The following is a 26,772-nucleotide window of genomic DNA, read 5'->3' as shown; positions in this document are numbered from 1 at the left end:
CGCCTATCGTGAAATCCCGCATAAGCAATCACCGCTATTTTGGGTTTTTTCCTTGTTTCAGTGCTTCTTTGAATTGAATAAACGAGTGCAGCGTGCCGTAGCCGTTAACGCCAAAATTTACTATTTCATATTTAGGTAATTTCTCTTGCAGCAACCAAGCATAAGTTTCGCTGTCATTCAATGACCAACCGTAGGTAAAAGAACAGCCAAATATCCATATTTCCGGCTTGTTTGACAATTGATTGTAAGTATTGAGTGAATGTGTTATCCTTAAACTATTATTGAGATGAGTTGCCTTAAATGAGTAATTGCCGTTAAGCGTGACCTTGAACTTTCCCGGCAAATGCTTGTAGCCGAGATCCGAATCTTTGGTGAAAAAGTTACCTTTTGGTTCGACTGCTACATCGACATTTTCTATTTGCCAGGGTTTGTATCCCGCAACTCTCAAGACAATTTCAGCACTGCCGGCAGATATAAATATTGGGATAATTATATAAGTTATTAATCTGAAAACAACATTTTTAGCAAAATCTTTTTGGATCATTAACATAAGATGAAATGTCAGCCAAAGTATAGTAAACTGCCATGCGAGTATTATCTATAGCAATCCTAAATCATTATCCCTACCGCGAACATAAATGTGATTTCCCCAAAATCCATCTGTAGGGACACTCAAGATGCCGTGTCCCTACAGAAAATCATTTAGGATTGCTATAGTTCATCGATCTAATTTAATTAGATTCAGCGCCTTTACTGCATCCCCCAATCTACCCCACTCGATTGTTTGCCAGAATTAAATATTATTCGTAAAACCCGTGCCTACAAAATATTGGTTTAAACTGAGATATTGCACCATTCTCAATTACTTGTTTAGGAACAGGCTTTCCGGCCTGTTCCACAAGAGATGAATTTTATTGTGGAACAGGCCGGAAAGCCTGTTCTTGACATCAGCAACGGGCAAGATGCCCGTTCCACAAAAAATAAACTTGATTGTGGAACGGGCATCTTGCCCGTCCTTAAGAAGAGTGCAAAATATTGGTTTGAGCTAATTGATTAATTCCTAATAACCAGCCTCTTCCTCATACTCAGGAGTCTTAGTCTTCTCAGGGATATTCACGCGAGGAGCCTTGTAAGGCTTCGGCGCTTCATCGTCAGCCCAAGCATCAGCCTCCACATCATCCTCGTACTCGTACTCAACCACCGACTCCTTCGGGCTAGAAACCTCAGGGCTGTACTGCTTCGCCTCGTACTCATCGTCCTCGTAATCGTCCTCCTCGCCGCCCCAATTATCCTCTTCGTACTCATCATAATCGTCGATCGGCTGAGGCTGCATCACGCGCATCTGCTGCGGCTGGCGTACCGGCGGCCGATTCCACTGCGAATCCTCATCCCAAGGAACTTCCTCAACCACAGGCTGCGCTACTCGGCTGCGCATTTCCGGTGCAGGAATCCGCACGCCCGGGCCCAATTGATTTCCCGTAGCCACGGGTTTCGGATAATAACCTTGCTCGTCCTCTTCGCGTTCCCAAGGTGCTTGGCCCAAACCGACGCGCTCCAGCAAACCCACACTAAGCTGTCTCAGCCTTTCCTCGGAACCTTCAAACACAATCAAGCGGTTCGGGCCACTGCTGACAATTTCCTCAATCCCCAACTCATAGGTACTGAGAACTTGGTCAGGGATTTGGGGGATTCCCAGGGAAGCGATAATTATAGAAACTAACTTACCGTCTTCGGGGTCGAACCTAAAGCCTCGCACCCTTCCCAAAAGTTCGCCGGTTTCGGTGATCACTTCGCTGTTAATCAAAATGCTGTAGACTTCAACATCAACATCATCTTCGATCGCACTTTCATCTTCCACCAACAGCACATCGCCGATTTCGCTGACATTGCTGAGGAACATAAACCTCGGTAGTCCAGCGACCGCAAATATATTATCACGTAGACCGATCGCCACAACTTCCCGCCGATCGATGTCCACCCACAATTGACTGACTACACCCAAGCGTTTACCTCTGTCGCGGGTGATGACCTGAGTGCCGAGAATATCGGAGCGTTGGCAAATTTGTTCGGATGTCATTCTAACTCTAATCCTGATTTATTAAGTACATATATCACTCAACACGATCGTCAACTGAGACACTGAGACTACAACTTAAGTCCTATGACTTGAGTATAAGCTCCCCGCGCTTGAGTAACACCAATTGTACGCTCAGCCGATTGAATCATAGGTCGCCGCAAACTCACAACAATAAACTGGGCTTGTTCAGACTGTCGTTTTATCATTCTAGCTAATCGCTCCACATTTGCCCCATCCAGAAACATATCCACCTCATCAAAAGCGTAGAACGTAGACGGGCGGTAGCGTTGCAGCGCAAAAATAAAACTCAGCGCCGTCAGAGACTTTTCGCCTCCCGACATAGAAGCCAGCCGCTGAACAGGTTTACCCTTCGGGTGAGCCACCAAATTCAAGCCACTGCTGAAGGGGTCTTCCTGATCATCTATCTGGAGATAGCCATCACCTTCGGAAAGTTCCGCAAAAATAGTCTGGAAGTTCTCGTTAACCGCATCGAAAGCTTCCTTAAAAGCGCGCCGCCTGAGTGTAGTAAAGTTTTCAATTCTCAGCAATAGTTCAGTACGTTCTCCTGCCAATGTCGTCAACTTTTGACTCAATTCTTGCAGGCGTTCTTGAGTACGATTGTACTCTTCCAATGCTAACATATTCACTGGTTCTAGAGCTTGAATACGTTTGGCGATCGCCTTTACTTCCTGCTGCAACTCCGTCAAATTAGCTTTCTCGACATCTTCTGGAATCGACGGCACCGGATCGGGCATTTCCGCCCGCTGCGTTTCCATGAGAGTGCGAACTGCGGCTAATTGTTCGCGGCGTTCCTGCTGAGTTTCGTGCAGTTTTTGCAACTGCCATTGTAACTGTTGTTTCGCCAAATGCTGCTCTCGCAGTTGAGATTCCGCCCGATCGCGATCGCCCTTTTCCACACCCAATTTCTCCTCAATTTGGGCCAAAGCCGCCTTAGCTGTCGCAATTTGGCGATCGAGTTCCAACTGCTGCGAAACAATCCGGTTGACAGCATCAGTTCCCGCATTTTGCTGCACTTGCCATTCCTGCAATTTCTCGCTGCCTTCCTTAATTTTCTCCTCCAAACGCCCGAATTGATTTTGCAAGTCTCCTTGGCGCTGCTGGGCGTTTCTGTGAGCCAATTCTCGCTCCTGCAATTGCGCTTCCAGAGTCCGCAAACCAGACTGCATTTGCTGCCATTCGCTGTGACTATTCGACTCTTCCAACTGCGCCAAAGTTTGGCGGTACTGCTGCAATTGAGTTTCCTGTGCGGGCAATTCTGCTTCCAGCAACTGCAATCGGGTTTGCGAATTAGTCAATTCCTGAGTATTTTTCGTAATTTGCGATCGCACTTGTGACTGTTGCGCTTGCAAATTCTTAATTTCTGACTCCAACTGTTCCAAGCGCAACTGATGTTCGCGCAAATTCTGCTTCGCCTCCATCAATTCTTGGCTGCGAGTTTTGACAGCAACAGACGCGCGTTCGATCGCAATTTTGCACCGTTCCAAAATCCGCTCAATTTCCTCAAGACGTTCTTGCAGAGAAGCAATTGTCCGCGCTTCATCCGCCGCCACACTAGCATCAACCGTGCCAAAATGCAAAGTTGACCTATTAGTAGAACTTCCCCCAGTCATCGCGCCGCTGGTTTCCAAAATTTCCCCATCCAAAGTGACAATCCGGTACTGTCCCAAATAGCGGCGGGCATCAGTGAGATTGCTAAACACAACCGTACTGCCAAAAACGTAAGCAAAAATCTCCTGATAGCGCGCATCGCAATCAATCAAATTCACCGCCGCATCCACAAACCCAGCCGCCCGCCGCAAATTTTCATTCACCGAAAACCTGCCACCTCTAATCTTATTCAAAGGCAAAAACGTCATTCTTCCCGCCCGTTTTTGCTTCAACAATTCGATCGCCGCAGCCCCCACACTGTCATTTTCCACCACCATATTACCCATCCGTCCGCCCGCTGCAATTTCCAGCGCCAACTGAAAACGCGGCTCCACCCTGCCCAGTTGAGCCACCAAGCCACAAACTCCGCCAATTCCGCTTTGCGCGACAATTTTTGCAGTAAACGTGCCAGTCGCTTCTTGCAGTGCTTGAAACTGCACTTCGAGCTTATCTAACTTGCGCTGTCTTTCCCGTTGTTCTTCCAACAAACGAGTTTGAGTTTCCTGTTGCAGTTGCAATTCTTGTTCAGCTTGGATTAAAATCTGATTCAGCGATTCTACTTGCAAAGCAGCGATGCCTTTGGTTTCCCCAAGGCGAGATTGCTGAACTTTTTTGCCTGCAATTTCCTCTTCCAATCCTTGCAGCGATTGGTTTTGTTCTTGAATTTGACTCTGGAGGCGATCGACTCTTTCGCCAATGGTAGCTTGTTCTGTACGCTGCGGTTCCAAAGTTTGTTGAATTGTTTCGATTTGGCGGTGCAGTTCCGTTTGCTGCTGTACCCAAACTTCGGCCGTCGAGGCGATCGCATTTGCAACTTCCCGACTCTTATCTAAATTTTCCCGCGCTTCATCCCGCTGTTCCTGAAAAGTGCCTATTTGAGACATAACATAGGATATTTCAATCTCAATTTGCTCCAAACTTTGCCGAAATTGCCGAACTTCTTGCTCAGTTTGTGCTATGTTTGCCGCCATTTGTCCAGCAGTTGTTTCCAAATCCTGTTTGCGATTTTGGAGTTGTCGCCGTTCCGCTTCCTGAGTCGCAATCGTCGCTTGCAAAGCCAACAATTCCGACTCTCCCAAAGCTTTCACGCGGGCATTCAGCGCGTCAAGTTCGGCAGTTGAGGCTTGAATTTGGGTGCTAATTGCTTGCAGTTGTTCGGTGAGAGAGGTAGAATTGCGATCGCCCGTTTCGATTTGTTCCCGCAGTTTCCATTCTTGCTTTTGCAACTGACGGAACTTGAGCACAATTTCCCACTGCGACTTTTCTTGGAATTCCGCCCGCAATTTTTGATACTTTTCGGCTTTTGTGCGATCAGAAGCAAGTCTATCGCGCTGAGAAATCAGTTCTTTTTCGACAATCCCGCTGCGTTCTTCCACTTCCTTAACTTCATCCAACTTCTGCCTTGCGAGAGAGATTTTGCGATCGAATTGAGCCACTCCTGCCAATTCGTCAATAATTTCTCGGCGTTCCTTAGCATTCATCGAAATAATGCTGGTAACGTCTCCTTGCAAAACAACGTTATAACCTTCGGGATAAATTCGCAAACGGTTAAGTTGTTCGTGCAGTTGAGTTAGTGTGCAAGGTGCGCCATTAATGTAATAAGTTGACGTGTAAGTTCCTTGACGAGTGACTCGGAGTTTGCGTGTCACACTCCACTCGTCCGGTTTTTGATCTTTAATTTTCGATTTTTGATTGGTAGCGAGTAGTTGTCCGTTGTTGTCTTGAGTTGTGGCAATTTCTATTTCTTCGACTTCTTCAGCAGATAACTCTTCCAATTTTGGATTGGTAGTAGATGATTGTCCGTTATTGTCTTGAGTTTCTGGAATTTCGACCGCTTCTACATCTTCTGCTTCAACAGACAAATCATCCGCTGCCTTTTCTTCCTCATCCTCGTCCTCATCTTCATCCTGGGCGAACCATTCATCACCCACATCTTCCAGCGCAAAGGTAGCAGTCACGCTAGCTTCAATCGTACCGCGCTTATTTTGAGCGGTGTTCACCAAGTCCGGCAAACGTTCAGCCCGCATTCCCTTAGAAGTCGAAAGTCCGAGACAAAACAGCAAAGCATCAAGGATGTTGGACTTCCCTGAACCGTTGGGCCCGGAAACCACAGTAAAACCTGGCAGCACGGGAATGGACGTTGTGCCGCCAAAAGATTTAAAGTTAGTTAGTTCGATCCGCTTAATGTGAACCATATGCTAGGAGTAGCTTTGGCTCTAGGTTGTTGTCACAGGTTAACACAGGCATTAGGGCGATCGACAACTTATGAAATTTCCGGCATTGTCGATCGAACCGATATCTTACACCTTTGTCAACAACCGAGTCGGCTTTTACTTAAAAAGTTCATTGACAAAGGTACAATATCTGTGATCCGAGCGATCGCTACAAATGAACGTAAATTTTGATACAAATAACTCCATGAGACTCGATCGACATAATTTGTGCGATTAAACCTGAAAAGCTTACCCAGACTCAATGCTAGCAAATATAATTCCCACAATTCCTAATGTTACCCCTAGACATATAAAAACTTTCCGGTAAAATCGAACCAAAATTAATAATGTATAAAGTAGCAAAGCGAATATTATGGAGGGCAAAATCATTACACCAGCTCAGAACACGTCTAACCTGCCAGCTTCACCCGAAAGCGACCAACAAGTATTGCAAATTTGGGGTCGCCAGCCCCTGAAAGGACAGGTAAAAATCAGCGGCGCCAAAAACTCGGCCCTAGTAGTCATGGCCGGAGCTCTGCTGTGTCCCGACGATTGCCACATCCGCAACGTTCCCGCCCTAGTCGATGTCGCCCGCATGGGGCAAATTCTCTCGGCTGTAGGAGTCAAAGTACAGCAGAACGGCGACGTTTTAGATATGAACGCCAGCAACCTCATAGACGCTCAAGCCCCCTACGAATTAGTCAGCCAACTGCGGGCGAGCTTCTTCATCATCGGGCCACTGCTAGCGCGTTTGGGATTTGCCAAAGTGCCTTTACCGGGAGGTTGCGCCATCGGAGCCAGGCCCGTTGAGCTTCACGTTCGGGGCCTGCAAGCTCTCGGCGCCGAAGTCCACATCGAGCACGGTACAGTTCACGCTTACGTCAAAGGGCCGAACCGTCGCTTGAAAGGAGCCAAAATTTATTTGGACTACCCCAGCGTCGGCGCAACTGAAACTTTGATGATGGCGGCGACTCTGGCTGAGGGAGAAACGGTGATTGAAAACGCGGCCCAGGAGCCGGAAGTCGTCGATTTGGCGAATTTCTGTCGCGCTATGGGAGCCAAAATTCAAGGCGCGGGCACAAATACGATCGTCATTTCGGGAGTTGAGAGACTGCACGCGGTAGACTATGCAATTATTCCCGATCGCATCGAAGCCGGAACATTTTTATTAGCAGGAGCCATCACTCACTCAGAAATCAGTTTGTCGTCGGTAATTCCCGACCACCTGACGGCAATTATTGCCAAATTACAGACAATGGGGGCGAAAATAATTGTAGAATCCGACATTGTGCGGATAGTTCCCGGCAAAATTCACACCGCCACAGACATCGAAACTCTGCCTTACCCAGGTTTCTCCACAGATATGCAAGCTCCGTTTATGGCTTTGCTGACGCTGAGCGAAGGAGATAGCATGATCAAAGAAACCGTATTTGAGAACCGCTTGCGCCACGTAGCAGAACTCAACCGCATGGGCGCCGACATTCGCGTTAAAGGCAATGTCGCCGTGGTGCGCGGAGTGCCGATGCTATCGGGTGCGCCAGTAGTCGCAACAGATTTGCGGGCTTCGGCGGCATTAGTGCTGGCGGGACTAGCAGCCGATGGTGTCACCACAATCAGCAGCTTGCAGCATTTAGACCGTGGCTACGAGCAGTTAGAGGTGAAACTGCAAAAATTGGGAGCTAAGTTGCGGCGCGTCAAGGAGGGCACAGACCCGGCTAATGCTGAGGTTCCTGTCAATCCCGTGCGATCGAGTTTAAACTGTTAAGTAGTCAGTTGACAGTTGACAGTTGACAGTTGACGGTTAACTGTTGACTGCTAACTGTTGACCATTGACTCAGGATTAAAATGTCGAACATACCGCTCATCGGTTTGAAAGCAGACCAGTTTCGCCACCCGCTAGACTTGGAAGCCACCAACACTCTCAAACAACTGCCCGGACTAGATTTGATGGTGCGGCAGTTGCTGGGACAACTTGGTGAACAGTTTTTCAGGCTCGAAAATCTGGCTTCCAGCGTCCAAGTCGGCGAAAATCAACTGCCGCACCTGCATCAATTGCTGGTGGATGCCTGCAAAACTCTGGATTTGGAGGTGCCGCAGCTTTATGTCCGCCAGCATCCGATGCCCAATGCTTACACCTTTGCGATGCGGGGAAAACAGCCGTTTGTGGTGATGCACACTTCCCTGATTGATTTGCTCACAGACGAGGAAGTTAAGGCAGTAATCGGTCATGAATTGGGACATTTGAAGTGCGAGCACGGAGTTTACCTAACTCTGGCTAATTTAATTGTGTTGGCCGCCGGTCAAATTTCGCCTGTGGGAACCATACTCGCCCAGGGTTTGCAGGCGCAAATGTTGGAATGGCTGCGGTGTGCCGAATTTACGTGCGATCGCGCAGCCTTACTCGCCACCCAAGACCCCAGAGTGGTAGCATCGGTGTTGATGAAACTGGCCGGAGGTTCGCCGACGTTAGCACCTAAACTTAATCTAGATGCGTTCTTGGCTCAAGCGCGAGCCTACGATGACCTCAGCAGCACAGAACTTGGGGAAATGTTGAAGCAAGCTCAAACCGCTCAGTTATCCCATCCAGTACCAGTATTGCGCGCCAGAGAGATCGATCGCTGGGCAAGTTCAAAAGATTATGAATCTTTGCTTGCACAAAGTCGATCGGTGTATTATGATGCTGACACCACCAAAAAGGGCGGGTGGCGAAATTGGTAGACGCATCAGACTCAAAATCTGACACCGAAAGGTATGAGAGTTCGATTCTCTCCCCGCCCATTACTAGAAAAGATGCTGATGTCTTAATAAAGAACTCTGTGAGCAGCACTCAACTGGGAGAAATGCTCAAACCAAGCTCAGACGGCTCAGTTGTCCCATTCTGTACCAGTATTGCGCGCCAGATAGATCGATCGCTGGGCAAGTTCAAAAGATTATGAATCTTTGCTTGACAAAAATCGATCGGCGTTTTATGATGGTGACACCAAAAAGGGCGGGTGGCGAAATTGGTAGACGCATCAGACTCAAAATCTGACACCGAAAGGTATGAGAGTTCGATTCTCTCCCCGCCCACTACTAGAAAAGCTAGTGATGTATTAATAAAGAACTGTGTGCTAGGTAGCCCATTAGCTCCGAGTGCATATCTCATCACTTGAGCTCGCCCTTGCTGGTGGCTGTCGTTGCTAGCCGAGTATTTTCCAAAATTCAGTTGAAATAACTGGTGAGCAACCGCACTATTACTTTCATCTGCTTTTTTAGGTAATAAAAACAGAAAAAGATGAGTAATCAGGCAAGCAATATACCTTCTGTGGATTTAGCTATCGTTCCAGGCACAGTTTATATCCAAGATTGTGTCTCGAATCAGTTAAGTAAACTGTATACTCTTGATTTAGCCACAGGTAAAGCAACATTCATCGGTGAGATCATTACAGAAGTGTATGATATTGCCTTTGTTGATTCACAACTCTATGGCATTGAGCAAGAAGGCGGCACAACGCAGCTCGTTAAAATAGACATCAAAACGGGCGATACGATTGTGATTGGGGATACGGGCTTTGCTACAGCCGGCTTGGCTTATAATGCCCAACGTCAAACCCTTTATGCCAGCACAGCTAAACAACTGATTGCCATTGATATCAAAACAGGAAAAGGTACACCAGTAGCTACCATAGCTAATAAAGACTACAACTGTGGTGAAGTTGCCTTTGATAGCAATGGCATAGCATATATCACATTAATTGGTTACCAAAAGAAGAAATTACTTGCTAGATGCAATCTCGATACTAGCGAAGTTAAAACGATTGGTGATACCGGATTTCCTGGTATTGGTAGTATGGAATTTGTTGGCAATGTCCTTTATGGCGTTACGGGCAGATTTTTTAACTTGGGAAAAGACGGTCAATTAATCCGCATTAATACCCAGACAGGTAAAGGCACATTAGTGGCTCAAACCAAGCCTAGCGGTCGTTGGGCAGGAATTGCACTTTATCAACCAGCAGCAGAAGCGATCGCAACCATCACTCCAAAAGTTAACACTGAAGCTACACAAGCGGCACAAACAACTACTACAACTCGTGAGGAAACTATGAAACTGTTAACAATTGATACCAAAGAAAACTGTTACCTTATCAATACCGATCAGATGAATAACTTGCAACAAAATGTTGCTAAGTCTCTGACATTAGACAAAGGAACTTTTGACATCCAAATTACCAGTGGTAGCTACAGTTATAGTGCCGATACCGTCGGTGAGCCTTTTGTTTTTCTCTGGATTTATGGACTTGATGGCAGTACCTTTATCAACACAAAGACAGGTGTTGAGACAGGTGGAACTTGGGCCACTTTAAACGGCAATAACGACAAATTGCAGTTAGATATCAAAGAAAAAGCTGTAGTCTGTGCTTTATTCTTTGATATCTATAGTGCTGATAATCAAGGAGAAGTCACTGTTTCAATCACTGGCAATCAACAGAATCCCCAAACTTTAACCGTTGATAGCAAGACAAACTGCTATCCGCTTGATAGCAATTCTCTCTCAAATCTTAAAAAAGCCAATGCTAATTCTATCGAGTTAGCCCCAGGAAACTATCGCGTCAAGATTCGGGAAAGCAATGCCACTTATGGAGCAGAAGCAAAAAATTTCCAATTAGAACCTTGGGCCTTACTGTTGATTCAAGGGGGAAAATTTATCTCCAAGTTGACAGGAATTGAACTTAGCGAAAGTTGGTGTTCCTTAAATGGCTTCAAAGATGAAGTTATTTTTGAAGTCAAACAAAAAACAACCATCTCCGGCTTCTTTTTTGATACCTACATAGAAGATAACGAAGGGCAAGTTGTTTTAGAAATCAACAACATCAGTGATGTAGAAGTAGCCCAAGAATATGCAAAGTTACCAGTAAAAGCTGGTATGGGCAGCAGCGGAAGCACTGTTAGTGTAGTGGGTGATGGTACAACTAGCTCTAGTAGTACAGGATTTAGCTCTGGTGGTAGCTCTAGTAGTACAGGATTTAGCTCTGGTGGTAGCTCTAGTAGTACAGGATTTAGCTCTGGTGGTAGCTCTAGTAGTACAGGATTTAGCTCTGGTGGTAGCTCTAGCTCTGGTAATGAAAATATCACTATTAGCAGTGGACCTAACTTCAGTTTTGACCAAGCTCAGATGGAAGAAATGTGGCAGCAAATGGCAGCCCAAATCAATACTTCCATCACAGTAACAGGTGACCCGAACGAGAAAAAAGAAGCTTATTGGGACAATTTGGAAAAATGGCTGCTTAAAGGCTATCAAACTCAAGCTAAAGACTTAGGGATGAAGGTAGCACGGCTGGAGTTTATGCTGAAGACTGTTACCCAACAAATGGAAGTTAGTTTTAATCAGAATTTCCACAATTGGTCGGCGCACTTCAACAAAAATCTCAACGACTTATTTATTTCCCGAATCCCCCGCATTGTTAGTGAGCAGGTGAATTTAAGAATCTCTGAACAAACCCTAGAGATTAAAAACTTAGTGCTCCAACAAATGCAAACCGAACTCAATGAGCGTGTTGAGTCCGTCGTTAATCTCAAAGTATCTAATCAGACTCAAGAAGTTAAGAACCTCGTAGTTCAGCAAATGCAAACTGAACTCGATCAACGGATTGAGAATGCAGTTAACATCAAAATTGCCAATCAGTCTACAGAGATTAATACCCAGGTAATTAATCAAATGTCGGCTGATATTGATCAGCGCATTAGTAACTCCGTTAATGTCCAAATCGCGAATCAATCTCAAGAGATCACTAATCAGGTAATTCAGCAACTCCAACATAATATTGATCAGCGTGTTGAGAATGTGGTGAGCATCAAGATTTCTGATCAAACCCAGAATGTGAAGAATCTGGTGATTCAGCAAATGCAAACCTACATCGATCAACGCATCGATAATGTCGTGAACCTCAAAGTTTCTAATCTCTCTCAAGATATTAACACTCAAATTGTTCAGCAAATTCAACACGACATGGATCAGCGGATTAATGCGGTAGTTAATCTCAAAATTGCTGACCAAAGCCAAAACATTAAAAATCTGGTCATTCAGCAGATTGAAGCTAACATGGATCAACGCATCAGTACGGTTGTTAATCAATCTAGCAATCACAACGTGCAGTTAGTGACTACTAGTATTGTCAACGATCTTGACAATCGCATTAATACTAGCTTGGATAACAAGATTCTCAACTTCCGTAATGATGTCTCTACTCTCGTCAATCAGGAGCTGAACCAAAACTTCACGCAGAACCTCAAAAATACGATTTTTGCAGAATTGAGACAGCAACAATTCTACCTGGACATGAACTTGATTAAGTCAGAAGTTGAGAACTTCTACTCTAATCTTGCACAGTTTGAGAATCAGTTCTATTTACGCATTGAACAAGGGGACACTCAACTGTATAACTGGACGCTGGAACAACTTATTGCTCTCCAAGGTTGCTTAACAGATCGTCAGGCTTTAGTGGAAATGTTTGAATCTTTCGCCAATAAACTCAAAGACGAATTAGATAATGCTGAATGCGTTCGTCCCGATCGTTTTGCTTCTTGGGTAAGAACAGATATGCGGTCACAATTTCAACCTATGCAACCTCCGCAATTACCACAACGTTAATCAGTAGGTAGACATATATATTGGGTGTCCGAAGAAAGGAACGAAGCCATCCCAAACCGCAAGCGAATTGCTTCGTTGCTCTATTCGGACATGATGGTATTGATTTATGTTCACCGCCCACTGCTAAAAAAGCTTAATAAATCTAGGGTTCCAGGTAGGCCACCGGGAACCCTAATTTATATGGCATGGGGCATGGGGAATGGGGAATGGGGAATGGGGAATAGGGAGTGGGCAATTGGTAACAACAGTCAACAGTCAACCGTTAACCGTCAACAGATTTTATGGGTGAAATTGCCGCTTTAGGTGCTGCATTTGTCTGGGCCCTATCTTCCACAATTTGGCAGCGAGTCGGACAGCAAATCCCCGCAGTCGTATTAAACTTGGTCAAAGGTGCGATCGCACTTTTCATGCTCCTCGCCACTATACTAATTTTAGGCAAATCCTTACCAGCAGTCAACCCCAATATTTTAGCAATGCTGCTCATCAGCGGCGCATTAGGAATTGGCATGGGAGACACTGCTTGGTTTATTGTCTTAAAATATTTAGGTGCAAGACGAGCGCTGCTTTTAGAAACCCTATCTCCCCCTTTAACAGCATTATTCGGCTTCATATTTTTACAAGAAAAGCTATCGCCCATTGCTTGTACAGGTATCCTTTTAACAATCTGCGGTGTAGCTTGGGTAATTGCCGAAAGAACCGCCGAAACAACCTTACCATCCAAACATCTTTGGCAGGGATTAGGCATTAGTTTATTAGGACAAACAGCCCACGCCGGAGGAGCAGTTTTATCCCGCGCCGCCTTCACTCAAATAGATATTGACCCCTTGTGGACAGCGGCCTTGCGTTTGAGCGGCGGTATGGCAGTTATGCTGTGCTTCCTCAACCCCACAAACCTTGACACTTTCCAACAATTAAAAGCGCCAAAAATATTAGGTGCAATAATTTTAGCAGCTTTTTTAGGAACCTATCTCGGAATTTACCTGCAACAGACTTCGCTGAAATATGCACCCGCAGCCATCGCTCAAGCACTGAGTTCTACCAGTCCCCTATTTATACTGCCTTTAGTCGTACTCGCGGGCGAAAAGGTTAGTCTCCGGGCTGTTGTGGGCGTGGTTTTTGCGATCGCCGGAATCGCGCTATTATTAGGTTTAAGGTGATGCTATTTGAAATTTGAGATTTTAAGTTTCAGATTTTATACTTGATACAACTTCCCAACAAGAATAAAACTATATATCAGCCCCCAATCACGATACTCGCCAGTAATCTTCAAATTTAAAATAGTATGAATTATGCTCCAGGCGAGCGGCAAGTTAACAATTTAGCAGTTGCCTACCAACAAATTAACTGGCTCCAACAACAGCCAGATGGCATCATATTTCAACAAGATTCCGGCGATAGCATTGTAGCAGTAAAAAAAGACAAATCATGCTTACTTATGGTTTTGGTAGACAGAGAAACTTTGAGTACAAGTGTTGCTCAATCAATTCTAGATCTCAACAATCCACTCAAATTAATCTTTCCATATTCCCGATCAATGCTGCTAGCATTATTATGGAAAAATCAACCAAAAAATATTTATATAATTGGCTTTGGCGGTGGCACTCTTCCCAGATATTTTCACTCCTCTTTCCCTGACGCGATAGTCGAATCTGCTGAGATTGACGCCACAGTAGTCGAAGTTGCTCAAAAGTTTTTTGGCATTCAATTCGATGACAAACTAAAAGTAGCTATTCAAGATGGTCGTCAATATCTCGCCGCACAAAATCCCACTATAAAAAATGATATAATTATTGTGGATGCTGGTTTTGGCAGCGGCTATATGCCCTATCAATTGGTGACACAAGAATTTTACCAACTCTGCCAAACTCACTTATCAAATACGGGTGTTGTAGCTATTCACCTGTTCCACAAACAAGAGTTTAATGCGGCAGCGGTGAAAACGATTCAAACTGTGTTCGCACAAGTTTATATATGTAATTTAGACGCTGGTAACAGCATTGCGTTCGCCACGAATGCTCCAGATTTAGCTAGAAATGAAATTTTCTTGAAAGCCGAACTTATTCAAGATTTCCACAATTTAGATTTTTCCTTAATAGAAATGTCGCTTCAGCTCAAAAAAGTAGCTGAATTGCCGGAATGGGTGAAAATTTGGGAAACGCTGCCAATTTTTACAGATGCTGTAATTCCGAGGGAATATTTGGACTGAGCGCAATATACCAAGCCATAAAAAATCTTGCTATCACACAAGGTTTAAGCGAAGTGAAATGGAGGGTTGTATCGTTCAATATTTTCGCTTGTGCGTCGTCATGAGATTTTCGCTATGTTTTTAGTACGAGCGATGGCGACGTACTGTACATATATTGCATTAATTTTTGAAATTGGTTAAACCAACTACTTGACACTAAAATTGTGGTAATTTATAATGGAAGTAGTGCTAACAAATAAAAACATGAGACTAAAAAGTTGGGAGTCTCCTCGAAGCGAGGGCAGAAACTCCAAAGGCAAAGGCGGCTCGGCTAGAGCTCGACAGCTCAAAAAGCAACAGCAAACTCTACGGAAAAAGTTAAAGGCTCAAAACCACAAACCAAAACAGCAAGGGAAGGAAACCGATAATTCCTTCCCTTTTTTTGTATCTTCCTGCCGTTGCTCAATCCCGCTGAATGTTCGGACAAATCGTGCGAGTAATGCTCGCGGGTGAGGGTTGCTCTTGCCAGCGGTTCAGAATACCTTGCAACTCCCCTTTCAAAGTTTCTAACGCTGCAATTTGCCCGGAAATTGCCTCTACCTTCGCCGTTAGATGCTGCTTTGCTTCAGAGCAAGGCAACTCTCCCCGATCGCGAACCTGTAAAATATCCTTAATCTCCTGAAGGCTCAAACCGAGAGCCTGAGATCGTTTAATAAACGCCAACCTGTTGAATACCGCTTCCCTAAACAAGCGATAACCAGCCGGCGAGCGCTCTACCGCCGGAGACAGCAAGCCCATCTCCTCATAGTAACGAACAGTTTTTACCGATAAACCGCTACAACCCGCTACAGAGCCAATTTTGTAGAGTTTGTCGGCAACATTAATATTCATAACCAAGCCTCAAAGATCGAAGATCGAAAGACTTTTTTGATCCTATCTTTTAGTATTGCCTCAGATGCAGGCTGGCGCGATCGCCACCTCACCGAGTCGCCGTTGCCCGCTAATCTTAATAAGGAGGATTTTTCTTGGACACGTTGTTGAGCGTGGGCAACTGAGGTCGAGAAGACTGAGGAGGAAGATAGTATTCGGCCGCAGGTGCGGGTTGTTCGGCTCCAGAGCGGTAAATTTGCCACCAGCGGAGGGCGATCGCCACCCCAGCAGTACCCAGCCCAAAAGCGAATAAAGAGCCGCTGGCACCGATACTGCCGATCGCTGCATCGACAACGCCCACCGTCACAATAAAGCTGGTAATTGGCTCTTTACGGTAAGCAGACCTCAAAAGTCGCGTCCACGAAGCATTCATTTGGTTTTACTCTGTTCTATATTTATTTGCAAGCTCTAAAAATTAGAGTTGGCGGTGCGATCGGGATTTCTAGTCTTGAAACTAGCTGAACCTAAATTTATATTCTCGCCTGTGCGGAATTGTACGGGAGCACGGTCAAATTGCCAAGCTTGTCCAATCAAAATATTTGCCCCAAATACACCTCCACAAGCCAACTATTGCCTTCGGCGAACTTAGATCTCTCGACAGACAAGCCGTTGGGCTGGTTCCTAATTAATATTCTAATCAATTGCACGTGTCGCGGTCAGCAGAGGTGACACCCACTGTTGCCTGGTCAGCATTGAGTGTGAGGCTGACCGCGCCATTGCTAAGATTAGTTGAGACCTAACCAGGCCAGCAACCCCTGCCCTGTGACATACTCGATAATTAAAGTTAGGGAAAAACCGATCATCGCGGCTCTACCGTTCAGGCGTTCCGCGTAGCTGTTGAAGCCAAACTTTGGTTGTTCCAGTTTGGGAGTGACGGTGGGTTGTAGTTGTGCCATTGCTTTGGATACCTTGCGATCGACGCTATTCAAATGTGAAATCGAATGTTAGTTACAAATCTTAAACATTTCTGCTTCTATTATAAGGAGGGTTAACCACCGTCAACCGTCCCCGCTCAAAAAACTGCTGCCAATTAAAGCCACTCAATTATATCCGCTCAAAATATGACTAATCAGTTAGATAACGATAAGCTTCCGGTAGCCGCACAGCGAGTTGCCTTTGCCCTTCGTACAGCAGGCTGGGTGTGCTTCTGGGTGCAGTCAGTGCTGGCGGTGGTGGCGACGATCATTTTGCTCTTTGCCATCCCCTTCGCTATCCCCAGCGCCACCGCCCCTGGGAGTTCAACCAGTGCCGGCACCGGCGGCGGCGTATTTTTTGCCCTTTGCGGGCTGGCAGTGCTGGTTTACAGCGTATATCGCGCTTTCCGCTTCACCCGCTTGTCGAGAGAATTGCGATCGCCCGCCGCCAATACAGTCCGCCCCAAAAAAGCAGACACCATCAAACAAGTGCAGTTAACTCTGATCAGCAACTTATCAGGAATGCTCCTGACACTGATCGGTGCAGAGGCAATCAGTGGCACGCTTTTAGCCAAATCTTTAGCTCAGCCGCAAGCTTTGTTCGGTGCGGCAGTCGATTTCAGCAGATTTATTCAGCCTTTAGACATATTTGTGGTACTAGCCAATACTCACGCCACTGTTGCCCACTTTGTCGGGATTATCGGTGCTCTTTGGTTGCTCGATCGCATCCACAAGCAATAGAAAATCGGGAATTGGGAATTGGGAATTGGGAATTGGTAATTGCGACTCTCCCCCTCTCCCCCAACTGACATCCGGAATCACTGCCAAGCTTTAGAAGAACGTACTCAGATACCTTCTAGCAAGACAACATAAACATCATGGCACTGAAACCCGAGGCTTATTTTGGGGTGACAGATCACGCAACTATTGAAATTTCTCAAGAAAGTTTTCGTTCTGTCCTCGGTCTAATAGAAGCTGAACTCCTCTGTAGCGACACCTACAGCCAAGCTCTAGCTAGCTTGCAAACGATGTTGGGTGAAGCAGCCTCCGCTGCCGAAATTTTAATTAGAGCAGTTAGCAGAGAAGCCGTTAAGCTCGCATTCGATCGGTTTCCTAAACCAAACAAAACGGAAATACAAGTTGCCCAAGAAAGTTTGGCGACTGCAATTGGCGCCGCACCCTCTGTTAAAGAATTAGAGCCACCAGTAGATGCTCCTGTTTTCTATTGGCGCAGTGCTAGTGTCGAAGCGCCTTCTAACACCGAGTCCGATACTGAAAATTGCGATCGAGAGTCTAACACTTTAGAAGACAACAAACCAGCGCCCCAAGACGAAATTCAAGTCGAGTCGGCTGCAACTGCAACTGTCATCAGCCCCGCCAAATCCTTGCCAGGGTTCGGTTTTCCCAAGAAACCTAAAAAACTCACCAACGAAGAAGCAGCAGTAATGGCAGTTCAACAGCGAGAAGAGTGCTTGCAGGAGTTGGGCAGAGAATTGCGCAAGGGGCGGCAAGTTCGATCGCTATCCCTCCAGCAACTCCACAGTCAAACTCTCGTCCCGCTGCACCACATCGAATCAATCGAAAATGGGGAAATGGAGAAACTGCCCCAAGATATTTACGTTAGAGGTTTTATCCGCAGACTCGGCGACGCTTTGGGGCTAGACGGCACCGCGATGGCGAATGCTTTGCCCAAACCCGCTCCGAGCGACATTTCTAGCACATATTTGTCTATTTCCAACTCACAGTCAGACGAAGGCTTTCAAATGCGTCCAGTGCATTTGTACATCGGCTACACCGCTTTGATGGCGGGGGCGATAGGAGGTGTAGGTTGGCTGTCGCAGCAACCCGTGGTGCCGGGGGCAAATGCAGCACCTCCAACGCAGGTGACACCGCCAGCCTCAGTTGCACCGTCTCCGAAAAGCCAAGCCCCGACACCTCAACCGGGTTTGAAGAAGTCTAACAGTCACGGAGGAATGATTATGGGGGCTGACATGGCTCCGCCGGAGGTGATTTTTGGTTAGAGTGTTGTTGGGCGATCGATCGCCCGACAACACTCTAGGCACAGGCCAAGTTTCAAAATCTCAAATCCCCCAATCGTGTCCCCAAAGTGAATTTTCAATTACATCAGGAAACCCAATATGTGCGATAAACTATCTATTTGACCAGTCATTTCGAGGTTTCCGAGAAAATGAGTTCCCCTGCCACCGTTGCTTCCTCCGATCTCGATCCGCTATCGACTCAGCCACAAACAGTCACGAGTTTGGCTGTATCGCACAGTGCTTTGGTAGCCGCTTCTCAACTGCCACAAAAATCTTGGACAATAGAAGATAGCGAGAAACTATACCGCATTCAAGGTTGGGGCGAACCCTATTTTTCGATCAATGCCGCCGGTCACGTTACAGTCTCTCCCAAGGGCGATCGCGGCGGTTCCCTCGACTTGTGCGAACTGGTAGAATCGCTCAAACAGCGAAATTTGGCTTTGCCCCTGCTGATTCGATTCTCTGATATTTTGGAAGATCGGATCGATCGCCTAAATTCCTGTTTTGCCAGAGCGATCGCCCGCTACAATTACAAAAACGTCTATCGCGGTGTCTTTCCAGTCAAATGCAACCAGCACCGACAATTAATTCAAGACTTGGTGCGTTTCGGTCAACCCCATCACTTCGGACTAGAAGCCGGCTCGAAACCAGAATTAATGATCGCTTTGGCGACCTTAAAAACCCCAGGCGCTTTGTTAATTTGCAACGGTTACAAAGACCGCGAATACATCGAAACCGCAATTTTGGCTCAGCGGCTAGGGCAAACTTCCGTGATTGTGCTGGAGCAAATTGAGGAAGTAGAACTCGCAATCGCAGCGAGTAAAGCATTAGGAATTAAACCGATTTTGGGGGTGCGAGCCAAACTCACTACCAAAGGTATTGGCCGCTGGGGAGGTTCCACGGGCGATCGGGCAAAATTTGGCTTGACAATTCCTGAAATTATCCGCGCCGTCGGGGAACTAGAAAAAGCTGGAATGCTCGACTGTTTGCAGTTACTGCACTTCCACATCGGCTCTCAAATTTCCTCAATTAGCGTCATCAAAGACGCCATTCGGGAAGCCAGCCACATCTATGTAGAATTAGCGAAATTGGGAGCTAACATGAACTACTTGGACGTAGGTGGCGGGCTCGGCGTTGACTACGACGGCTCTAAAACCAACTTCCACGCTTCCAAAAACTACAATATGCAAAACTACGCAAACGACGTAGTGGCGGGAGTTAAAGATGCCTGCGATGAGCGGAAACTGCCGGTGCCAATTATCATTAGTGAAAGCGGGCGGGCGATCGCATCTCACCAATCAGTCTTAGTTTTTGACGTACTCGGTACTAGCGATGTCCCCAGAGAAGTACCAGAACCAGTAGACGAAAACGCACACCAAATTCCGCGCAATCTCTACGAAATTTATCAATCTATCACTCCCGAAAATTACCAAGAAGTCTATCACGATGCTATCCAATTCAAGGAAGAAGCAATCAGTTTATTTAACTTAGGCTATTTGGGAATTGCGGAACGGGCAAAAACCGAACAGTTGTACTGGGCTTGCTGCGATAAAATACAGACAATCGCGCGGCAAAAAGACTACGTACCGGACGATTTGGAAGACCTAGAAAAGGTGATGGCGTCCATTTATTACATCAACTTATCTGTTTTTCAGTCAGTACCAGATAGTTGGGCAATTAACCAATTGTTCCCAATTATGCCAATTAACCGACTCGACGAAGAACCGACTCAACGAGGAATTTTAGCTGATCTCACCTGCGACAGCGACGGCAAAATTGACCAATTTATCGATTTACGAGATGTCAAGTCGGTTTTGGAGCTGCATACTCTCAAACCCGGAGAACCTTACTATTTGGCGCTATTTTTGGGAGGTGCTTATCAAGAAATTATGGGCAATCTTCACAACTTATTCGGCGATGCAAATACAGTTCACATTCAGCTAACGCCTTCTGGCTATCATATCGAACACGTTGTGAAAGGGGACACTATGAAAGAAGTTCTCAGCTACGTACAATATGATGCAGAAAGTTTGGTTGAAAGCATCCGCCGTCAGACAGAAGCAGCTTTGCAGCAAAATAAAATTACTCTTTCCGAGGCCCAACTTTTGCTGCAAAATTACGAGCGGAGTCTCAGTCAATATACTTATTTGCAGTCCTAGTCAGTTGACAGTTGACAGTTGGCAGTTGACAGTTGACAGTTGACAGTTGACAGTTGACAGTTGACAGTTGACAGTTGTCATTAGGAGTGCTGTCCCCGATCGCGAACCTCATCCAAGGTCATTAGTCATTAGTTGACAACTGATGACTAATGACCTTGGATGAGGTAGAGTGCAAAAGGAGAAATTTACCAATTAGCAATTACCAATTAGCAATTACCAATTATTCACCACCAGTGTCGCTGAGAATTTGTGCGATCGTCCGCTGCTCTTCTCCATGTACAGTTGGTAAAACTTGGCGAGCGTCAGTAATCAGCCAATCGAGAGCCGCCGCTTGCAAATCGATCGAAGCCCCGGTTTTATCAACGCAGTAGCGCCCGAACACCAGTTTGTCAACCAACCGCACCTCCGGCCCCAAACGGGAATACTCAAAAATCACGCTGTTTTCCACAGTCGCCCCGCTGCAAAGCCAACAATTTGGGCCGATCATTGTCGGGCCGACAATTTTTGCTCCGTCTTCAATTTTCGTCATCCCGCCAATGTAAACAGGCCCGGTAATATCAACTTTGTCCCAGTTCACAGCTACATTCAAACCAGCGTAAATACCCGGGCGCACTTCAATTCCCGGAATCGAAACATTTTTGATTTCTCCCAACAGCACGCTCTGAATAGCCCGCCAATAGTCAGGAACTTTTCCGATATCCACCCACTCAAAGTCCATGCTAATCCCGTAAAAAGGCGCTCCTGCTGCTACTAGGGCCGGGAATAACTGCGAACCGATATCGTATTCCTCACCCGAAGGGATGTAATTGAATATTTCCGGTTCAAAAATATAAATACCAGTGTTAATGTCGGTACTCAGAGCTTCCTCTACAGAAGGTTTTTCTTGGAAATCTTTAATTTTGCCAGAATCGTCTGTTACCACAACTCCGTAACTAGGAACCTGCTCGCGGGGAACTGATTTCATCACAATAGTAGCGATCGCCCCTTTTTCCCGATGCCACTTCACAGCAGCAGTCAAGTCCAAGTCAATCAAAGCATCGCCGCACAGCACCACAAAAGTATCGTCAAAAAACGGCGAGAAGTCCTGAATTCGCCTCATGCCGCCAGCGGAACCGAGAGCCTCTCCAATCAGTTCTCCGTCCTCAATTCGCCCTTCAAAAGAATAGCCAATTTGTACCCCAAACTTTTGACCGTCACGGAAGTAGTTTTCAATCACATCTGCGAGGTGGGAAACATTGACCATAATCTGGTCAAATCCGTGCTGGCGGAGCAATTCTACCAAGAACTCCATCACAGGCTTTTGCAGGATGGGAATCATCGGTTTGGGTATTGTCTGAGTAATGGGACGGACGCGAGTGCCTTTACCTGCCGCCAGAATCATCGCTTTCATTCTTAACTTCCTCAACCCTCTGTTAATTGATATCAACTCAACAATTAGATGCTAGCGGTTGCGATCGCATCGATGGCGATCGCAGCAAAATCCTGACCTGTTTATAGGCGACATCGTACCAGGCTATCAATCATTTATGCCCAATTTGCCTGTTTGCCTGGATTTAACCAACCAGGAATCAGAAATCAGAAATAATATCAAGTCAGGGTGAATGCAGGTACATTGCGCTAGGGACGGGTTCGCCCGGATATCTGTCAAGAGTTCCAGAGACCGGTCAACCCGCCCCGGAAGCCTATCTGATGCACATCCAAGCTCACAGCGCCCTGATTTTGAGGTCTTGATAAAACTCCTCTTGAAGCAACTCTACTTTAGACTGAGCCGACAGCAGCAACAGCGCCCAAAAAACACCCACGCGGTCATAATTGGGCAAGGGAACTTCCCCAGTCGATAGCGGGGGCTGATGGTCAACAGAGGAATGCAAACCGTTATGATGCCAGAGTTCCAGCAATTTGTCCAATTCGAGCCAACCCTCGTCAATTTCTGAGCCGCGCTGGGCGAGAAACTGATCGAGTTCATTAGCCGTTTCCACGAGATTTTCTTGGTGAGCCAGCTCAAATATAGCCTGGGCTGCTTGCGATCGCATTTTTGAGGTCGGGCGGCGCCGGGGAGCAACTGTCTGCTCCATTGCAGCTTTCATCAACTGCAACTGCTCGATCAGTTCTGGGAGAGTCACCGGGCGTTTTTGTGGCAGTTGAGCTACACCGCGACGGCGCAATTGCCGCTCCAGATGCTGCGGCAAATTTCGCCCTCGTTCTGCGTCTTCGAGGGCGGCTTCGTCCAATTCGGGATTTGGCGGGGGTTCTGAGAGGACAATACTTTCTGCTTTGAGCAAAACCAGCATTGAAGCGTACAAAAACGCTTGGCCGGAGTGGGACAAATCGGAGAAATCCGAACTTTGATCGGCATCGGAGGCGTTGGTGAGTTGGCTCAAACATCGATCAAACACTTCAATGACTTTAACGTCCCAAGGATCGATTTCTCCCCGTTCTGCTAAGTCAATTAAAATTGCGATCCCCTCAGAAATAGTTTCTAAACCATTTTGATCTCTGGAAACAGCCATTCGATTTTATGTTTTATATTTTATATTTTAGATTTGTACTCTCCGAAAACGAGAGAGCATATCAACTTAATTGGTACTCATTTCAGCAGTCTTGACCTCAGTCGAATCTGCACTTTCTAACAAAGGTGGTTTGGCTTCTACTTCGGCTTGATCAGAAAATTGGGTTTAAAACCCAATTTTCTGATAATTTGAACGGTAGTCGGCTCTGTATTTTCGATGCTGAATAATACTAGAGTCCAGCAAATCAGAAAGATGAAAAAGAAGTTTAATACTCGCATTTTCTGTTCCTAATTCTCAATTCCGGTTATGCAAATTATTTGCCATTTGTCAACTTTTTTTGCAGAGGCTCCCAGTTTTTTTTGATAATATCAAATCTGGTCAATGAACGATAATATTCGAGGGGCGGGTTTATGGGAACTTTGAGAGTTTATTGAACCGCGAACCCGCCCTGGAGCGAACATATCCTTTTTAGGTTTGGCTGATGTTTTGCGGTTTTTTGCTAATTCCCAGCGCTGGCAATATTTGATATTTCACAGCAATACCTGCCGCTACAAATAAGGCAATAATCAGCGCCCCAATGCCTACGGGACTGGGAATCCAGAATGTCGCCTCCAAATAGTTAAGTTCCCCCGGCTTCAGCTTCCAAACTAACTGCTTTCCCTGCTGATAGCTTTGGGGAACCAGCGCACCGGCGACAGTAGTTTCAATATTTTCGGCACCCCAAGGCGTGTTCAAGCTAAAGTCTAGCTCCAAAAGTCCCCCCGGACTCAGCAGCGGACTGCCGTTTGAGGAAAGCAGAGAAAGTGAGCGCAAATCCAATTCCAAGCTCAACCGATTGCGCAGCACCAATAACAAATTATTCTGCTTGACATTCAGGTGAGATTCAAACTTGGGTAAATCTGTTTCTAGGGGACTTGCGACGCGAGATTTGTTGGTTTGTGCGATCGGATTGTAGAATTGGTTGAACTTGTCTTCTAACTCGGCTCCATTATTAAAAGGAATAGTCACCATAACTTCTGTCTCGGAAAGCCGTTTAGTTTTTCCATCCAGCAATCTCACCCGCTGTTCTACGCTTTTCAACCAATCTCGAACGGTTTCGCTGCTGAAACTCGTCAACCTTTCCCCGAGTTTAATGTGCTGCACGATTTCGCCGCGAGTTTGACTCTCAAAGTTAACTCCGACATCGTACTGAACACAGCCAGTCACTAGAGTTAAAAGACACAAGACAAAAGGTAAAAGAAAGAAAAACTTTTTTTTCCTCTTCCCAGTTCCATCCTTGACAATTTCCTGCTTCATTTTACCTTTTTTCCTATTTTTACCTTTAAACCGCTTCTAAAAACCTGAAGAACTCATTCAACTGTCAACTGTCAACTGTCAACTGTCAACTGTCAACTGTTTAAGGTACAACCAATAGTCCGGCAAGGGTTGAAACCCCTGCCTCAAAGCTGAAGTCATCTCAAGAGGACTGAAGAACTCATTCAACTGTCAACTGTCAACTGTCAATTGTCAACTATTTAAGATTGCCTCGAAGCTACACCCAACTGTTGAAACAGCATACTCGGCAAATATGCTGCACCGCCTACCCATTCGGCTTCGCTGCTTAAATCTGCCAAATTTTTAAAGGCTTCAAAAATGCTGCCTGCCACCATTGTATTCTTGACGCGACCGACAATTTTGCCTTTTTCTACTTTATAGCCTAAGTCCAAGTTGACAGAAAATTCGCCAGCTAACTGATTGGATTGGCCGGCACCTAAAACTTGCTCTATTATCAGGCCTTCGTCCATGCTAGCAATCAAGTCTTGGGTGCTGGTATTTCCTGGGGAAATGCAGAAGTTAGTCAAATCTGGGCCTGGGCGAGACAATCCGCCACGAAAACCGTTGCCGGTTGATTGTACACCAGCGCGGGCGGCCCATCTACGATCCCAATAAAATCCGGCGACGGTACCTTTGTCAATCAAGGTTTTGCGGGTGGTTGGTGTACCTTCGTCGTCGAAGGGACAGGCGGAAGGGCCCAAAGTTGGGTCTTCAAAAAAGGTGAAGCGTTCGTCAAATAAGGTTTCGCCGATTTTGTCGGCTAGGGGAGAGGCTTTTTGGACTACTGTTTGACCTGACAGGATGGTATCAAATAGGCTTCCTAATGTGCTGGCGGCGGCTCTGGGGGTAAATAAGACTGGGTAGGAACCGCTGGTGATGCTGGCTGGATGTTCGGCGAGGCGGTATTTTTCGAGGAGTGATTGGAGGATACTGTTGGTGTCCAGGGGTCGATCGCGCGCGACATCATAACTGTATGCTTGCATAAAGTCTTCTCCTACTACCAAGTTGCCTGCGATCGTCCCGCTGACTATTTGGCTGCTTCTTTCGGCATACACGTCGCGCGTCGTGGCAATTTTCACCCGGCCGCTGCGGACGTGAAAGCCTACATCTACCATAATATCGGGATTGTAGGCGTGAACTTGCTCGATGAGGTTTTTGCCGTTTTCGACTAATTCTTGGGTTGTGGGCGGAGTGTAGGTGGTTTCCGGGCCTTTTAGATGGAAGTTGGAGGCGAGTTCAAATTCTGCGGGGTCGCCGATTTCGGCTGTTTGAATCGCTGCATCTACTAAGTCGTCTATCCGGGTTAAGTCTGTGGAACTAGCAAAGCCGATTTTGCCTTTGTAAATCAGCCGGAGTGCTACGCCTTGCAGTGCTTTGGTTTGCAGGGATTTGAGGCGATTGTTCTCAAATTCGATCGGCGTGTCTTGACTCGACAGGTAGTATACTTCAGCAGCATCAGCTCGCTGACTTGCCAATTTCAATATCTGTTCTATGGTGGAATCGCTCACAATAATCGCCTTTCTGGTTTGGTCTTTGTTCTATTTTAGCGATTTTGGGTGTGGGCGGAAACTGGGTTTTTTCGCAAAATTTGGAGGAATTGCATCGGAATGATTTAACCGCAGAGAGCGCAGAGGACACAGAGGAAGAGTATTGAGAGATGAATACAGGACGATGCTACCTGATTTGAGATCAGATCATTTCTGTTTGATTCGGACTTGTATGATGTTAAATTTTGTAGGGCGATGCCAGCAATAATTGCCCATAATCGATAATCTCATAAACCCGCCCCCGCCTGAATTCTAGCAATAATGCGTTTCACTGTCTCGGCATCAGGCGATCGCAAATGCTGTAAAATCTCTAAAGATTGCTGCAAATAATTCAAAGCTTTGTCAAAATCTCCCTTCTCATCTGCTAACAACTGTCCAAGCATTGCGAAACTAGCAGCTTTCCCTTGAACATTGCCAATTTTTTCCTGAAGTTCGAGAGATTGTTGATAAAATGCGATCGCCTTTTCTACATCCCCTTGATTCGCATAGATTATTGCTAGACAGTGCAAAGTAGCAGCTTTCCCTTGAACATTGCCAATTTTTTCCTGAAGTTCGAGAGATTGTTGATAAAATGCGATCGCCTTTTCT

Annotated in this window: 20 protein-coding genes and 2 tRNA genes; 10 read left to right on the top strand and 12 right to left on the bottom strand. The window is 46.1% G+C overall.

Annotated elements, in window-relative coordinates; translation table 11 throughout:
• Positions 1-34: 34 nt before the first annotated feature.
• The 3 genes from QUB52_RS20235 to smc form a co-directional block, all read right to left on the bottom strand.
• Positions 35-550: a hypothetical protein gene (locus QUB52_RS20235; RefSeq protein WP_265235829.1), complete on the bottom strand. Its 516-nt coding sequence runs from the start codon at positions 548-550 to the stop codon at positions 35-37.
• Between the two features lie 510 nt (positions 551-1,060).
• Complete coding sequence (locus QUB52_RS20230) at positions 1,061-2,077, bottom strand: PRC-barrel domain-containing protein (protein WP_332967079.1); 1,017 nt, start codon at positions 2,075-2,077, stop codon at positions 1,061-1,063.
• A 68-nt stretch (positions 2,078-2,145) separates the two neighbouring features.
• Positions 2,146-5,940: a chromosome segregation protein SMC gene (gene smc / locus QUB52_RS20225; RefSeq protein WP_332974573.1), complete on the bottom strand. Its 3,795-nt coding sequence runs from the start codon at positions 5,938-5,940 to the stop codon at positions 2,146-2,148.
• Between the two features lie 391 nt (positions 5,941-6,331).
• On the opposite strand from smc, the gene murA reads away from it, so the two are divergent.
• From murA to QUB52_RS20190, 7 genes are all read left to right on the top strand, one after another.
• A complete protein-coding gene (gene murA / locus QUB52_RS20220) occupies positions 6,332-7,723 on the top strand; it encodes a UDP-N-acetylglucosamine 1-carboxyvinyltransferase (protein WP_265235832.1) in 1,392 nt (463 codons plus the stop codon).
• 80 nt (positions 7,724-7,803) lie between these two features.
• Complete coding sequence (locus tag QUB52_RS20215) at positions 7,804-8,676, top strand: M48 family metallopeptidase (protein ID WP_332974571.1); 873 nt, start codon at positions 7,804-7,806, stop codon at positions 8,674-8,676.
• Positions 8,655-8,736 (top strand) — tRNA-Leu (locus QUB52_RS20210). Before QUB52_RS20215 ends, QUB52_RS20210 begins: the two co-directional genes overlap by 22 nt.
• A gap of 209 nt (positions 8,737-8,945) precedes the next feature.
• Positions 8,946-9,027 (top strand) — tRNA-Leu (locus QUB52_RS20205).
• Between the two features lie 205 nt (positions 9,028-9,232).
• Positions 9,233-12,586: a hypothetical protein gene (locus QUB52_RS20200; protein ID WP_332976251.1), complete on the top strand. Its 3,354-nt coding sequence runs from the start codon at positions 9,233-9,235 to the stop codon at positions 12,584-12,586.
• 281 nt (positions 12,587-12,867) lie between these two features.
• Positions 12,868-13,743: a DMT family transporter gene (locus QUB52_RS20195; protein WP_332974569.1), complete on the top strand. Its 876-nt coding sequence runs from the start codon at positions 12,868-12,870 to the stop codon at positions 13,741-13,743.
• Positions 13,744-13,868: 125 nt separating this feature from the next.
• Positions 13,869-14,792, top strand: a complete 924-nt coding sequence (locus QUB52_RS20190) for a spermidine synthase (RefSeq protein WP_332974567.1) — start codon at positions 13,869-13,871, stop codon at positions 14,790-14,792.
• A gap of 441 nt (positions 14,793-15,233) precedes the next feature.
• Here the strand turns inward: QUB52_RS20190 and QUB52_RS20185 are convergent, their stop codons facing one another.
• From QUB52_RS20185 to QUB52_RS20170, 4 genes are all read right to left on the bottom strand, one after another.
• Positions 15,234-15,662: a heavy metal-responsive transcriptional regulator gene (locus tag QUB52_RS20185; protein ID WP_265235837.1), complete on the bottom strand. Its 429-nt coding sequence runs from the start codon at positions 15,660-15,662 to the stop codon at positions 15,234-15,236.
• Between the two features lie 115 nt (positions 15,663-15,777).
• Positions 15,778-16,074 (bottom strand): hypothetical protein, encoded by a 297-nt coding sequence (locus tag QUB52_RS20180; RefSeq protein ID WP_265235838.1) that lies wholly within the window; start codon positions 16,072-16,074, stop codon positions 15,778-15,780.
• A 35-nt stretch (positions 16,075-16,109) separates the two neighbouring features.
• Positions 16,110-16,268, bottom strand: a complete 159-nt coding sequence (locus QUB52_RS20175; protein ID WP_265235839.1) for a hypothetical protein — start codon at positions 16,266-16,268, stop codon at positions 16,110-16,112.
• A gap of 158 nt (positions 16,269-16,426) precedes the next feature.
• Entirely contained in the window at positions 16,427-16,597 is a 171-nt protein-coding gene (locus QUB52_RS20170) for a hypothetical protein (protein ID WP_265235840.1), read from the bottom strand.
• A gap of 165 nt (positions 16,598-16,762) precedes the next feature.
• Between QUB52_RS20170 and QUB52_RS20165 the strand changes: the two genes are divergently transcribed.
• The 3 genes from QUB52_RS20165 to speA all read left to right on the top strand — a co-directional run bounded on the left by QUB52_RS20165 (position 16,763) and on the right by speA (position 20,813).
• Positions 16,763-17,356, top strand: coding sequence for a DUF3611 family protein (locus tag QUB52_RS20165; RefSeq protein WP_265235841.1), 594 nt, complete (start codon positions 16,763-16,765; stop codon positions 17,354-17,356).
• A 137-nt stretch (positions 17,357-17,493) separates the two neighbouring features.
• Positions 17,494-18,636, top strand: coding sequence for a helix-turn-helix domain-containing protein (locus QUB52_RS20160; RefSeq protein ID WP_332967072.1), 1,143 nt, complete (start codon positions 17,494-17,496; stop codon positions 18,634-18,636).
• Between the two features lie 167 nt (positions 18,637-18,803).
• A complete protein-coding gene (speA, locus tag QUB52_RS20155; protein ID WP_332967070.1) occupies positions 18,804-20,813 on the top strand; it encodes a biosynthetic arginine decarboxylase in 2,010 nt (669 codons plus the stop codon).
• Positions 20,814-21,033: 220 nt separating this feature from the next.
• Here the strand turns inward: speA and QUB52_RS20150 are convergent, their stop codons facing one another.
• The 5 genes from QUB52_RS20150 to QUB52_RS20130 form a co-directional block, all read right to left on the bottom strand.
• A complete protein-coding gene (locus tag QUB52_RS20150) occupies positions 21,034-22,203 on the bottom strand; it encodes an NDP-sugar synthase (protein ID WP_265235844.1) in 1,170 nt (389 codons plus the stop codon).
• 313 nt (positions 22,204-22,516) lie between these two features.
• A complete protein-coding gene (locus tag QUB52_RS20145; protein ID WP_265235845.1) occupies positions 22,517-23,323 on the bottom strand; it encodes a segregation/condensation protein A in 807 nt (268 codons plus the stop codon).
• A 468-nt stretch (positions 23,324-23,791) separates the two neighbouring features.
• Complete coding sequence (locus QUB52_RS20140) at positions 23,792-24,619, bottom strand: DUF3153 domain-containing protein (RefSeq protein WP_265235846.1); 828 nt, start codon at positions 24,617-24,619, stop codon at positions 23,792-23,794.
• Positions 24,620-24,837: 218 nt separating this feature from the next.
• Positions 24,838-26,145, bottom strand: coding sequence for a TldD/PmbA family protein (locus tag QUB52_RS20135; RefSeq protein ID WP_332967068.1), 1,308 nt, complete (start codon positions 26,143-26,145; stop codon positions 24,838-24,840).
• Positions 26,146-26,411: 266 nt separating this feature from the next.
• Positions 26,412-26,772, bottom strand: a 361-nt coding sequence (locus tag QUB52_RS20130) for a tetratricopeptide repeat protein (protein WP_332974565.1), incomplete at its 5' end; no start/stop codon positions are given.

It is taken from the genome of Microcoleus sp. A6-C6 (assembly GCF_036705955.1).
GTDB lineage: Bacteria > Cyanobacteriota > Cyanobacteriia > Cyanobacteriales > Microcoleaceae > Microcoleus.
This window is presented reverse-complemented; position numbering and strand designations above follow the sequence as displayed.